General features: G+C 40.7%; 8 protein-coding genes. 6 read left to right on the top strand and 2 right to left on the bottom strand.

From position 1 onward, the window contains the following. Positions 1 to 121 precede the first annotated feature (121 nt). Both I6E85_RS15990 and gltB read right to left on the bottom strand, forming a co-directional pair. The gene (locus I6E85_RS15990) at positions 122 to 1537 is read right to left on the bottom strand and encodes an FAD-dependent oxidoreductase (protein WP_007584567.1); all 1416 of its coding nucleotides are present in this window, start codon (positions 1535 to 1537) and stop codon (positions 122 to 124) included. Positions 1538 to 1546: 9 nt separating this feature from the next. Continuing rightward, positions 1547 to 6004 (bottom strand): glutamate synthase large subunit, encoded by a 4458-nt coding sequence (gene gltB, locus I6E85_RS15995; protein ID WP_197237138.1) that lies wholly within the window; start codon positions 6002 to 6004, stop codon positions 1547 to 1549. Positions 6005 to 6702: 698 nt separating this feature from the next. Between gltB and I6E85_RS16000 the strand changes: the two genes are divergently transcribed. The 6 genes from I6E85_RS16000 (at position 6703) to I6E85_RS16025 (ending at position 14012) form a co-directional block, all read left to right on the top strand. After that, complete coding sequence (locus tag I6E85_RS16000) at positions 6703 to 7956, top strand: efflux RND transporter periplasmic adaptor subunit (RefSeq protein WP_121953828.1); 1254 nt, start codon at positions 6703 to 6705, stop codon at positions 7954 to 7956. A 42-nt stretch (positions 7957 to 7998) separates the two neighbouring features. Further along, a complete protein-coding gene (locus I6E85_RS16005) occupies positions 7999 to 8709 on the top strand; it encodes an ABC transporter ATP-binding protein (protein ID WP_024592687.1) in 711 nt (236 codons plus the stop codon). A 3-nt stretch (positions 8710 to 8712) separates the two neighbouring features. Further along, a complete protein-coding gene (locus I6E85_RS16010) occupies positions 8713 to 10026 on the top strand; it encodes an ABC transporter permease (protein WP_165740303.1) in 1314 nt (437 codons plus the stop codon). Positions 10027 to 10037: 11 nt separating this feature from the next. Then, complete coding sequence (locus tag I6E85_RS16015) at positions 10038 to 11246, top strand: ABC transporter permease (RefSeq protein WP_165740305.1); 1209 nt, start codon at positions 10038 to 10040, stop codon at positions 11244 to 11246. Between the two features lie 121 nt (positions 11247 to 11367). Then, entirely contained in the window at positions 11368 to 12699 is a 1332-nt protein-coding gene (locus I6E85_RS16020; protein ID WP_197237139.1) for a sigma-54 dependent transcriptional regulator, read from the top strand. Continuing rightward, a complete protein-coding gene (locus tag I6E85_RS16025) occupies positions 12699 to 14012 on the top strand; it encodes a PAS domain-containing sensor histidine kinase (protein ID WP_197237140.1) in 1314 nt (437 codons plus the stop codon). Before I6E85_RS16020 ends, I6E85_RS16025 begins: the two co-directional genes overlap by 1 nt. The last annotated feature ends 53 nt before the right edge of the window (positions 14013 to 14065 follow it).

Below are 14065 nucleotides of genomic sequence, written 5' to 3' on the forward strand. Positions count from 1 at the left end.
TAAATTCAGAAGCCTTTATAAACTAACCAGAAGATCGGTCAATGGATCGTTAAATATTTCTTAACTGATCGGCATTAAGCCACTTGGCTTGCTTTAAATATCGTTATTTTAACACGAAAAATTAAACTTTTAAGTAATCCATAATACCTTCTGCAGCGTTACGTCCTTCAAAAATAGCAGTTACCACTAAATCTGAACCACGTACAATGTCGCCACCAGCAAATATTTTAGGGTTAGTAGTTTGATGTGTAAACTCACCTTGTTCTGGTGCGTTAATACCGCCCCAGTTGTTTATTTCTACATCGTATTTTTCTAACCAATCCATTTTGTGAGGCTGGAAACCAAACGCCATAATAACTTGATCAGCTTCAATAACATGTTCTGAACCAGGTACTTCTTCAGCACGGCTTCTGCCTTTTGCGTCAGGTTCACCTAATTTAGTTTTAACCATTTTAACGCCGGTCACTTTACCTTTATCGTTCAGTACAATGCCTTTAGGCTGAACGTTATATGTAAATATAACGCCTTCTTCTTTCGCGTTTTTAACTTCACGTTTAGAGCCTGGCATATTTTCTTTATCACGACGATAAGCACACGTTACTTTTGCAGCATTTTGTCGAATAGACGTACGCACACAGTCCATCGCTGTATCACCACCGCCAAGTACAACTACTTTTTGATTAGCCATATCAATACACGGTTGTTTTGTCTCATCGTAGCCCATTACACGGTTCGTGTTACCAATCAAAAACGGCAATGCATCGTGAACACCCGCTGCATCTTCATTTTCAAGACCTGCACGCATACTCTGATACGTACCAACCCCTAAAAACACAGCGTCGTAATCAGCTAAAATTTGATCAAGTGTAATATCAACACCTACTTCAACATTTAACTTAAATTCTACGCCCATTTCAGTGAAAATTTCACGGCGCTTTTGCATTACTGATTTTTCAAGTTTAAAAGAAGGAATACCAAATGTGAGTAGTCCACCTATTTCTGGGTGACGATCAAACACTACTGGTTTAACGCCGTTACGCACCAAAATATCAGCACACCCTAAACCTGCAGGGCCCGCACCAATAATGGCTACTTTTTTGTCAGTCCATGTTACATAAGACATATCAGGCTTCCAGCCCATTTTAAATGCCTCATCAGTAATGTATTTTTCAATATTACCTATTGTAACCGCACCAAACTCTTCATCGAGCGTACACGAGCCTTCACACAAGCGGTCTTGTGGGCAAACACGCCCACAAACCTCTGGTAAGCTATTTGTACGATGAGAAAGCTCAGCCGCCTCTATAATACGGCCCGTGCGTATTAACTTTAACCATTGTGGAATGTAGTTATGTACTGGACATTTCCACTCACAGTACGGGTTACCACAATCTAAACAACGGTCAGCTTGTGAGTTAACCTGATTCTCTGAAAAGGGTTCGTAAATTTCTACGAAAGATTTTTTACGTGACGAGATTGGTTTTTTGCGTGGGTCTACACGCTGCACGTCTATAAATTGATATACATTTTCGCTCATACTGCCCCCTTATTGCGCCTGAACACGTAGTTCGGCACTACTGCGAGCGCGATGCCCGAGTAAACTTTTTACGTCACTTGATATTGGTTTTACTAATTTGAACATCGGTAAGTACAATTCAAAGTTAGCCAAAATACTTTCTGCTCTGCACGAACCCGTAAGCTCTAAATGCTCAGCAATTAAGCCGCGTAAATGTTCTTGATGCGACGTTAATTCGTCTAGTGTTACTATTTCGACAAGCTCTGGATTAATGCGTTTTTCAAAATCATTTCGCTCATCTAAAATATAAGCAAAACCACCTGTCATACCCGCGCCAAAGTTAACGCCTACATTGCCCAGTACACATACAACGCCGCCCGTCATGTATTCACAACAGTTGTCACCTACACCTTCAACAACCGCTTGCACACCTGAGTTACGAACTGCAAAGCGCTCGCCTGCACAACCTGCAGCAAACAGTTTGCCGCCTGTTGCACCGTATAAACATGTGTTGCCTGCAATTGTGGCTTTGTGACTTTCGAACGACGAGCCAAGTGGTGGACGAATAACTAGCTTACCGCCCGCCATGCCTTTACCTACGTAATCGTTTGCATCGCCAACCAGTGTCATTTCAAGGCCACCGGCATTCCACACACCAAATGATTGACCCGCAGTACCGTGTAGCTCAATTGCTACAGGATCTGCCGCCATACCTTGGTTGCCATATTTATCAGCAATATAGCCAGAAAGCATTGCACCTACCGATCTGTCGGTATTACAAATACGACTTACTAGTGAAATACCGCTTGAAGCATCAATTGCGTCTTGCGCCTTAGCAAGTAGGCTCTCATTAAGTTTTCCTACATAATGTGAGCTATTAGGCGCACTACAATAAAGTGTTTCACCTGTTGGGTTATTAGGCTGAGCAATTACGGAAGATAAATCAATTTTCTTCTGTTTAGCTGTTTTGCCTTCAATGGCTTCAAGCAAATCTAAACGACCGATTAAATCAGTTAAGTTTACAACACCTAAGCTTGCCATGATTTCACGTGCTTCTTGCGCTATAAACTTAAAGTAGTTCATCGCCATTTCTGGTAAGCCGTGGTAATGCTTTTGACGAAGTGTTTCGTCTTGTGTTGCAACACCGGTCGCACAGTTGTTTAAATGGCAAATTCGTAAGTATTTACAACCAAGCGCAACCATTGGGCCGGTACCAAAGCCAAAACTTTCTGCACCTAAAATTGCCGCTTTAATTATATCTAAACCCGTTTTTAAGCCACCATCTGTTTGCAAGCGAATACGATGACGTAGTCCGTTTTCAACAAGGGCTTGCTGCGTTTCAGCAAGTCCTAGCTCCCATGGGCTACCTGCATATTTAACTGAAGTAAGTGGGCTTGCGCCTGTACCGCCATCATAGCCAGAAATAGTAATTAAATCGGCATACGCTTTAGCAACACCCGTTGCAATGGTTCCTACGCCTGGTTCTGAAACCAGTTTTACAGAAATAAGTGCTTTAGGGTTTACTTGTTTCAAATCGAAAATTAGCTGTGCTAAATCTTCAATTGAGTAAATATCGTGATGTGGTGGTGGCGAAATTAATGTAACACCTGGAACCGAATAACGAAGTTTAGCAATATATGGGGTTACTTTTTCACCCGGTAATTGACCGCCTTCGCCTGGTTTTGCACCTTGCGCTACTTTAATTTGAATAACGTCAGCACTGCGTAAGTAATGCGGCGTTACGCCAAATCGACCTGAAGCAACTTGTTTAATTCGCGAGTTTTTCTCGGTACCATAACGCAGCTTATCTTCACCGCCTTCACCAGAGTTTGAACAACCACCTAAGCGGTTCATTGCAATTGCTAGAGCCTCATGCGCTTCTGGCGATAATGCACCAATACTCATTGCTGCTGAATCGAAACGCTTGTATAGGTTTTCTGCAGGCTCTACATCATCGATGCTAATGCCTTGCTCTGGAATTTTAAGCGCAAGCATGTCACGTAAAGTGGCAATAGGACGCGTATTAACAAGTTTTGCATATTCACTGTAATCACTATATTCACCAGAACGAACTGCTTTTTGCAGGGTTTGGATTACATCAGGATTATAAGCATGATACTCGCCGCCATGTACGTACTTAAACAAGCCGCCGTGGCTTAATAATTTACGCTTACTTAGAGCGAGTTTGTGTAAGCTTTGCTGATCGTCATCAAAGTCGGTAAAGCATGCGCCCTGTATGCGACTTGCCACACCTTTAAAGCACATTTGTACAATAGCGTCAGATAAACCAACCGCTTCAAACAACATTGAGCAACGATATGACGCAACCGTACTTATGCCCATTTTAGACATGATTTTGTATAAGCCCTTGTTAATGGCTTTACGGTAAGCAAGAGTTACTTCGCAATACGACTTATTAATAATTTTGCTGTCGCTCATCGCAACTAACGATTCATACGCAAGATATGGATAAATTGCCGTAGCACCAAAGCCTAATAACACAGCAAACTGGTGCGCATCACGCACGCTACCGGTTTCAATGATAATGTTTGATTCACAGCGAAGATTGTTATCAACTAATCGTTTTTGTACCGCACCTACAGCCATAGCTGCTGGAATCGGCAAATTTTCTTCATTAAAGTTACGGTCAGTTAAAATAAGCATGATACAACCAGCGGCTGCTTTTTCTTGTGCTTGGTCACAAATACGCGTTACCGCATTTTCTAAACCTTCTTCAACTGTGTAGGTAATATCAATTTTACAGTAGCTGTAATGCGCTTCATCAGCATTTAATAGCTGCTGCATGTCTGCGTACATTAAAATTGGCGTATCAAACTGTAGGCGCTTAGCGTGGCCTGTTGTTTCGTTAAATACGTTTTGCTCACTACCAATACATGTCGCAAGTGACATTACATGATTTTCACGCAGTGGATCGATAGGTGGGTTTGTTACTTGCGCAAATTTTTGGCGGAAGTAATCATAAAGCGAACGATGCCCTTCACTAAGCACTGCAAATGGCGTGTCATCACCCATTGAGCCGGTTGCTTCTTGGCCGTTTTCACCCATTACACGAATAACACTATCAAGCTCTTCGTTGGTATAACCAAACATTTTTTGATATTTAGCTAGCGTTTCGTCATCAAATGAGCGATTTCCGGCGTCTTGCTCAGTAAGCTCTTCAAATGGTACTAAACGCTTAACGTTCTCCTCAAGCCATGACTTGTAAGGATGGCGAGACTTTAAATCTTGATCGATTTCATCTGAGTGCCAAATTTTGCCAAGCTTAGTATCAATAACTAATAATTCACCTGGACCAACACGGCCTTTTTCAACTACTTCATCGGCAGTGTAATCCCAAATACCCACTTCTGATGCAAGCGTAATAAAGCCATCTTGTGTAATTACATAACGCGCTGGGCGAAGTCCATTACGGTCAAGGTTACAAGCCGCAAAACGACCATCCGACATAACAATACCTGCCGGGCCATCCCATGGTTCCATATGCATAGAGTTAAAGTCGTAAAATGCACGTAAATCGTCGTCCATTGCACGGTTTTTCTGCCATGCAGGTGGTACGAGCATACGCATAGCGCGGAATAAATCCATGCCACCAGCTAAAAATAGCTCAAGCATATTATCTAGGCTTGATGAGTCAGAGCCGGTTTCGTTTACAAACGGCGCTGCGCTTTGTAAATCAGGAATAAGCGGTGACGCAAACTTATATGAACGTGCGCGTGCCCACTGGCGGTTACCTTCAATAGTATTAATTTCACCATTGTGTGCTAAATAGCGGAAAGGTTGAGCTAAAGGCCAACGCGGCTGAGTATTAGTAGAAAAGCGCTGATGGAAAACACAAATCGCACTCGTCATACGAATATCAGCTAAATCTAGGTAAAAATTTGGTAAATCTGCAGGCATCATTAAACCTTTATAGATAGTTACCAAACCAGATAGACTTGCAATATAGAAAGCTTCGTCATCAACAATGCGCTTTTCAGCGCGGCGGCGTGCTAAATATAAGCGACGCTCTAAGTCTTTAGAACGCCAACCTTCTGGCGCGCTAACAAAAATTTGTTCAAAACCTGGTAATTGCTGTACAGCAATAGGACCCAACATAGATGGGTCGGTTGGCACAACGCGCCAACCTAAAATATTTAACGTTTCTTTTTCTAATTCTTCGCTAAGTATTTGTTTTGCAGCTTGCGCTAAAACAGGGTCTGAATTTAAAAATATCATACCCACTGCGTAGTTTTTGCCTAAGTGCCAGTTATGTTCACTAGCAATAGCACGGAAAAAGCTATCTGGTTTTTGTAATAATAAACCACAGCCATCACCTGTTTTACCATCGGCAGATATACCACCACGGTGCTGCATGCGATCAAGCCCCGTAATAGCAGTACGAATAAGCCTATGACTAGCTTGACCATTAACTTGGGCTATTAAGCCAAAGCCACAATTTTCTTTTTCTAACTTTGAGTCGTATAACATAGACCCCTCCCCTTGCTGCACTGTTAGCGTGGATGAACTGCTCGACGATTTGCTAACAGACGGACAAAACTAGCCTCTATCTTAAATAGAGTCAATAGCACTTTGAATACATATTCACATTCTTGAATATTTCTCACTTCATAGCAAGATTTCTTTTTATCATTATTTTTAACATTTAGCGTTATTTTAACCACTATTTTTTCATGACACTGGTGTCAAGTTTAACATATTGTAAAAAACACGAGCCTCCAGCGTGCCAGCTTACGTAAACGTAAAGGTAACCGAAAGTGAATAAGTATTCAGCGCTAGAGAGGCTATTCAGTTAACATTTAGATAGTTTTATGCCATTTCATTACTTTAATGGCTTAACATCCCCGATTATTGCTGCTCATTAGTATAGTTATGAAAGTTCATGTCATTTTTTGTACGTTAATAGTGAATTTTTATTTAAAACTATGTCCGATGCGGACACATAAACTGTCCGCGGACATAAATTTCAATAACAAAAAAATAAAATCACTTAAATATCAAGGCCATAATAGTTGGCATATTAATCGTATAGCTTTATATATAATCGCTAATTGGAATTACTATGTTTACTCTAAGCTTATTTTTACTCTCTCCTATTGCCGCTATTTGCACAGCAGCTTTATTACTGCTGTGCGAAAAATACATAAAAGCAATTTAGGGGAAATTAAATGATTAAAGATACCAGCGCACAAGACGTACAAGTAAAGGCACCTATAAGCTATAAAAAATACGCGATAATCACTGCGATTGTTTTCATTGTGGTCTCTGCAATTGCTTATATTTTTTTAACGAGCCATAGCGCTAAAAGCTCTATTAGCCGCTCAAAAGTACAGATTGCAAAAGTACATGTTAAGGCGCTCATTCGAGACATTGCCGCCAGTGGTAAAATTGTTGCTGCTAATGCTCCTAAAATCTACAGTCCAGAACGGGGGTTTATAGATTTAAAAGTAAAGGCCGGCGATACAGTAAAGCAAGGCGACACTCTTGCCCTGCTGCAAAGCCCTGAGTTAACTAATGAATTAAAGCAACAGGAGTCTGTACTTAAAAGACTTGAAGGCGAACAGCAAAGGCAGCATTTGCAAGCAAGACGCCAAACACTCACTTTAAATAAAACACTCGATATGGCACAAGTTGAGCTTAACGCCGCTGAGCGCGAAAATCGTCGCGCACAGTTATCAATACAAAAGCACTTAATTAGCCAAATTGATCTAGAAAAAGCAGTTGATGATTTATCCCGAGCTAAGCTCTCCTATAAGCATGCGCAGCAAGAGGTATTGCTTGCCAAAGACACGCTCGCTTTTGAACTACAAGCTGCTAAAAGTGATGTGACCCGCCAACAACTTATTGTTGATGACTTAATCCGAAAAGTAAGCAACCTATCTATTAAGGCTACCGTTACAGGGATCGTGGGTAACCTATTAGTGCAACAAAAAGCCGCAGTGACGCAAAGCCAACCTCTTATGACTCTCGTCGACTTAAGTAATTTTGAAGCCGAACTCCAAGTTCCTGAAAGTTACGCAAACGAATTAGGGCTCGGTATGGAAGTAGAGCTTAAGTTAGGCAATGAAACAGTGATGGGGAATTTATCCGCCATATCACCAGAAGTTAATAATCGTGAAGTAACAGCACGCGTCCGGTTTAAAGGTGTTACTAACAACATTCGTCAGAACCAACGCTTAACTGCACGTATTTTACTCGACAACCGAGAAGGTGTAATGCAAGTAAAGCGTGGTGCATTTATGCAGCAAGGCGGAATTATAGCTTATAAGGTAGAAGGCAATATTGCAAAGCGTATACCTATTACAATAGGCGCCACCAGCATTAATGCGGTTGAGCTTTTAAGCGGACTAAAAGAAAACGATGAAATTATTATTTCAAGCTACAGCGACTTTAAGCAAGCCAACACGATTTTATTAAATTAAACAGACGTTCTCAACCAACGCTAAAAATAATTAGGAACAATCATGTTACAAATGAACAATGTAAGTAAAGTATACCAAACAGAAATGGTACAAACCCATGCGCTTCGAGATTTTAATCTGCAAGTAAACGAAGGCGAATTTATTGCTGTTACTGGTCCTAGCGGCTCAGGAAAAACAACCTTTTTAAATATTGCAGGTATGCTCGAGCCTTTTAACGAAGGTGAATACCTGTTGGATGGCGTTAATGTTGGCAGCCTAAACGATAACCAACGTGCTGATTTACGTAATCAAAAAATTGGCTTTATATTCCAAGGCTTTAATTTGATCCCCGATTTAAATTTATATGAAAACATAGAAGTTCCTCTTCGCTACAGAGGGATTAAAGCAAATGAGCGAAAACGTCGAATTGAGCAATGCCTTGAACAAGTTGGTTTAGCATCTCGCGCTAAACACTTACCTCAACAACTCTCTGGTGGCCAGCAACAACGTGTGGCAATAGCCCGTGCGCTAGCTGGTAAACCTCGTTTTTTACTTGCCGATGAGCCAACAGGTAACCTTGACAGCTTAATGGCTCGCCAAGTTATGGAGTTACTTGAACAAATCAATCGCGACGGTGCCACTATTGTCATGGTAACGCATGATAGCGAATTAGCCCGCCGTGCTCCGCGTAATATTCAAGTAGTTGATGGACAACTTGCCGACTTTACGCTTTATCAGGGCGCGCAAACTATAAAAACAGCATCGGGGGTTTAACTAATGTTTATTCATTATTTAGATTTAAGTTGGCGCAGCTTCAAGCGCACCCCACTGGTTAGCTTTTTAATGGTACTTGCCATTGCGATAGGTATAGGCATAACAATGACCAGCCTTAGTGTTTATCACATGATGTCGGCCGATCCTATCCCAGAAAAAAGCAGCCAACTTTACAGTGTGCAATTACAAACAATGGACGATGGTAGTACGTGGTGGACAGAAGATAACATGCCACTGCAACTGACCTATCAAGATGCTGAGAACTTATTAAACGCACCCACGTCAGAGAAAAAAGTGGCTATGATGCGTACCGGCTTTTCAGTTTATTTAGACTCCGACAAAATAAAACCTTTTATAGGTAATGCTCGCATGACAACGCCTGACTTTTTTAGCATGTTTAATTTGTCATTTCTATACGGAGGGGCTTGGAGCAAAGAGCAAGAAAACTCAGCCGCACCTGTGGTTGTTATTACCCAAGAGATAAACGATAAACTATTTGCAGGACAAAACTCCGTCGGAGAACTGATTTACTTAGATGATGCAAGCTATCAAGTAGTTGGTGTTATTAACCATTGGCCTCTCAATATTAAATATTATGATTTAAATAACGGTGCATTTAATCAAGTAGAAGAGTTATTTATGCCCTTTAGCTTAATAAAGGCAAAAGAGCTCGTAAGTTGGGGCAATAGCAATGGATGGAAACACGAAAACACACCAACCTTTGCAGATAAACTGCAATCTGAGCAAGTATGGATCCAGTTTTGGGCAGAGCTAAATACGCTTGAACAAAAACAAGCCTATCAAAATTACTTATTAGCCTATATGCAAGAACAACAAAAACGTGGTCGATTTAATCGTAAAGAACTTGAGTATAAACTTCGCGATGTAAACCAATGGATGCAATACAACAACGTCGTCACCGAAGACAATAAAATTTTAGTGGGCCTGAGCTTTATGTTCTTAGGTGTCTGCTTAGCCAATATTTTAGGTTTACTTTTAGCTAAGTTTTTACGCAGAGCGCCAGAAGTAGGTGTAAGGCGCGCATTAGGTGCTAGTAAAAGGCAAATATTTTTACAGCACTTAGTTGAGGTCGCCATGCTTGGCTTTATAGGTGGCATGCTAGGAATTGTACTAGCACAACTTGGCTTAATGGGCGTAGTGCAAAGCTACGACTACTATGAAAACTTAGCGACAATGGATTTGACCATGCTATTGAGCGCCCCATTGATTGCAATTACAACCTGCATTTTGGCTGGTTTGTACCCAGCTTGGTTAGTGTGTAAAACCAATCCTGCTATTTATCTTAAGAGCCAATAAGGAATTTAACAATGTTAGAAATAAAACCTATATTTAACGCCTTATGCCGCTCAAAGGTGGGCGCTGTATTACTGCTAATTCAAATTGCAATTACCACAGCTATAGTCAGTAATGCTGCATTTATCATTCAAGACAGAATTAGCTATTTAAACCAAGAAACGGGCTACCCTGAGCAAGATATATTTAAGTTTAATGTAATGACCTTTGGTACTGATATTAACTTAAGCCAGCAGTTTGAGCTTGATGAAAGCATGCTTAGAAAAATGCCAGGCGTAGTTGATGCCGCATTAAGCAGTAGTATCCCGCTATCAGGCAGTGGCAGCGCTTCGAGCTTTAATTTACAACCCGCTCCACAAGAAGGCCTAAGTGTAAGAACTGCTTATTTTTTTATAGATGACCACGCAATTAATACCTACGGCGTTAACTTAATTGCAGGGCGAAACTTTACCGAAGATGAAGTGCTAGTTACAAACGAAATTACACAAAAGCGCACCAACGTCACTATAGTCACTAAAGCCTTACTTGATGAGCTCTACCCTGATGGAGATGGTTTAGGAAAAATAGTTTATTTTGGTGACCTACCACTTAAAGTTATTGGCGTGATCGGAAACATGAAAGGCCCGTGGCTCAAAGACAGTAAACCCGATAATCTTGCGTTTATTCCTTATATTAAAGCAGCAAGTTATGCACAAGTTGCCGTTCGTACAGAGCCTGGTCAGCGAGCAGCTGTAATGAAAGAAATAGAAAATGCCATGCTCGAAAATTACAGCAAACGCGTTATTAATAACATTAAAGGACTTGATGAATTAAAAAATGAGTATACCGCTAAAGACCGCCTCATGATGCGCATGCTCATAGTATTAATCACTATTTTAGTGCTTATAACCGCTCTCGGTATTTTTGGCTTAACCTTATTTAATATTAGCAAACGTACTAAGCAAATTGGCACACGCAGAGCACTTGGTGCAAGAAAGTCAGCTATTGTTAGCTACTTTTTAGTAGAAAATGCATTAATTTGTAGCCTAGGTTTAGCCTTAGGTGTGGTAACAGCAATACTACTTGGGAAAATGTTAATGCAGTATTTTTCTGTAGCCGCACTACCGCCAAGCTATATAGCCGTTACCGCCATTGTCGTATTATTAATGAGCTTACTTGCGGTATTAGGGCCGGCTAAACGCGCTGCTAATATTTCGCCCAGTATCGCAACTCGCACAATTTAACCTAGAATCCGCTTGAGGTAGATTTATTATCCAGAGTTTAGGTTACTAAATCATGTAAAAATCACTATGCTACACTGATTAGTAAGGCAGTGTAGCCATTAAAAAATTATAAAAATAACCTATGACTCATAAAATACTCATTGTTGATGATAACCAAGCAGTACTCGACGCACTTTCATTGTTGCTCGAGATCCACGACTTTTCGGTAGTCACTGCAACAAATCCGTTTGATGCTATGCAAATAGTTCGCTATCAGCGAATTGAGCTTGTAATTCAAGACATGAACTTTACCAGTGACACGACCTCTGGCGAAGAAGGTAAAGCCTTGTTTTATGAAGTACGAGAAATAAACCCACACCTCCCTATTATACTTATTACAGCCTGGACCGAACTTGCCACCGCCATTGAGCTTGTAAAAGCCGGTGCTGCCGATTACTTACCAAAACCCTGGGATGATGCAAAACTACTAGTTTGTATCAGTAATTTAATAGAGCTAGGCAGTGCTAAAAAAATAGTTGCTACACATAATCGCCTTCAACAAGAACGTAAAGGTACATTTAAAAATGCAGACCTTGCCGGGCTAATATTTAAAAGCACGGCTATGGAACGACTGGTCACTATGGCGCTACAAGTAGCTAAATCTGATATATCTGCATTAATTACAGGCCCTAATGGAAGTGGTAAAGAGTGCATTGCGCATATCATTCAAAAAAACTCCCCACTTGTATCGCAACCTTTTATTAAGGTAAACGCAGGCGCACTACCACAAGAACTTATAGAAGCCGAACTTTTTGGCGCTGAAGCTGGCGCATACACGGGGATAACTAAACAACGTATTGGTCGATTTGAAGCAGCTGATGGCGGTACGTTATTTTTAGATGAAATTGGTAATTTACCACTCTCAGGACAAATAAAATTACTACGCGTAGTACAAACCGGCGAGTTTGAACGTTTAGGCTCAACACAAACACAAAAAGTAAATGTGCGAGTAATATCGGCTACTAACGAAAACTTACTACAAGCAATTGAACAAGGTCGATTTAGGGAAGACTTATATTATCGCCTTAATGTAATTGAACTCAATGTGCCTGCCCTTAGCGAAAGGCAAGATGATGTTTTAGCACTCATTAGCCACTTCTTACCTCACCGAGAGCTGACTATAAACACAGAGCAAGCACTTCAACATTATAAATGGCCAGGTAACGTTCGAGAGCTAGAAAATGCTTGTAAACGTGTAGCGGTACTAAAACCAACAGGTGCGCTTACAGTCGATGACTTTGCACTTTCGTCATCGGTTACTGCTCAACAAGAAGCAAAAGCAGAACCGACCAAACAGGAAATAGAACACGCAATGCGCGCTCATCAAGGTGTTATAGCCAAAGTGGCCCGTGAATTTGGTTTAAGCCGACAAGCACTTTACAGGCGATTACAAAAAATGGGTATTGATTATTAATGCCAAACATTATTAGCCACTTTACCCTAAGCCAAAAGGTTGTGTTAATTTGCGCACTTTGTAGCGCGCTGCCTGTTTTTATTATTGCCGCGCTAAGTGGTTTTGATATGTATTACACTCTGTTTTTAATATTACTAACGCTTGCATTTAGCACCTTGCTTTCAAGAGCTCTCACCAAGCCAATAAAGCTTGGCATGCAATCGCTCGAAACCGGGTTGCTTAATTTTAAAGATGGTGAGCTCTCCAGCTTGCTAGCGTATAAAAGTAATGATGAACTTGGAAAACTATGCCGACTTTATAATCAAACCGCTAAACAGCTTCGCCAAGAAAAACAATGGATTTACCAGCGCGAGTTAATGCTTGATAAAGTATTGCAAAGCTCGCCGCAAGCGTTATTACTGGTCAATGATAATAATACGGTGGTATTTAGTAATTTAATTAGCCGTAGTTTATTTAATAGCGCAACCCGCCTTGAAGGTATGCAGCTAAGTAAATTACTCGAAAATTCCCCTCTGCAATTAGTAGCAGCTATAGAGCACGGTATTGATGGCCTCTTTAATATAGAAATAGAGAATCAAGACTCACAAACTTGGCATTTAGCCACTGGGGAGTTTTTACTTAATAATCAAAAGCATCATTTATATATATTTAAACAGTTAACCCGTGAACTTAGTCGCCAAGAAGTTGCAGTGTGGAAAAAAGTAATACGCATTATTAGCCACGAATTAAATAATTCACTCGGCCCTATGTCATCCATGCTACACAGCGCACAATTGCTCGCAAATAAAGTTGATGAGCCTCGCCTTGCCCGTGTATTTGCAACTATTGATGAGCGAATTAGTCATTTAACTGAATTTGTACAAGGCTATGGCAAGTTTGCTAAATTACCTCAGCCACAAAAAACGCGAGTTAACTGGCAAAACACCCTCAATAATTTAAAAAATCATTGGCAATTTAGCTACGAAATAAAAAATTCACACAATGAATTACAAGCTGATCAAACACAACTCGAGCAGCTGCTGATAAACTTATTAAAAAATTCACACGAGTCAGGCTCCAACGCCAATGAAATACATATTCAGGTCGAGTTTGTACCCCAAGCATGTGTTATAAATGTAAGCGACTGCGGCAAAGGAATGAGCGAGCAAGTAATGGCAAATGCTTTAGTGCCCTTTTATTCTACAAAAAGTACGGGGAGTGGTTTAGGGCTAGCCTTATGCAGAGAAATAGCAGAAGCGCACCAGGGGCATATAAGTTTACATAACAAAATAGAGGGCGGCTTAAACGTACAAGTGAGCCTTCCTTATTCGTAAATTCACAAAAATTAAAAACAACAAAGCCACTTAAAAAGTGGCTTTGTGTTTAA

It is taken from the genome of Pseudoalteromonas sp. NZS71, from assembly GCF_015864715.1.
Taxonomy (GTDB): domain Bacteria; phylum Pseudomonadota; class Gammaproteobacteria; order Enterobacterales; family Alteromonadaceae; genus Pseudoalteromonas; species Pseudoalteromonas arctica.

Excerpts from the sequence above, each read along its gene's own strand:
- I6E85_RS16025 (WP_197237140.1), top strand. The coding sequence starts at position 12,699 with ATGCCAAACATTATTAGCCACTTTACCCTAAGCCAAAAGGTTGTGTTA.
- I6E85_RS16010 (WP_165740303.1), top strand. The coding sequence starts at position 8,713 with ATGTTTATTCATTATTTAGATTTAAGTTGGCGCAGCTTCAAGCGCACC.
- I6E85_RS16005 (WP_024592687.1), top strand. The coding sequence starts at position 7,999 with ATGTTACAAATGAACAATGTAAGTAAAGTATACCAAACAGAAATGGTA.
- I6E85_RS16015 (WP_165740305.1), top strand. The coding sequence starts at position 10,038 with ATGTTAGAAATAAAACCTATATTTAACGCCTTATGCCGCTCAAAGGTG.
- I6E85_RS16020 (WP_197237139.1), top strand. The coding sequence starts at position 11,368 with ATGACTCATAAAATACTCATTGTTGATGATAACCAAGCAGTACTCGAC.
- gltB (WP_197237138.1), bottom strand. The coding sequence starts at position 6,004 with ATGTTATACGACTCAAAGTTAGAAAAAGAAAATTGTGGCTTTGGCTTA.
- I6E85_RS15990 (WP_007584567.1), bottom strand. The coding sequence starts at position 1,537 with ATGAGCGAAAATGTATATCAATTTATAGACGTGCAGCGTGTAGACCCA.
- I6E85_RS16000 (WP_121953828.1), top strand. The coding sequence starts at position 6,703 with ATGATTAAAGATACCAGCGCACAAGACGTACAAGTAAAGGCACCTATA.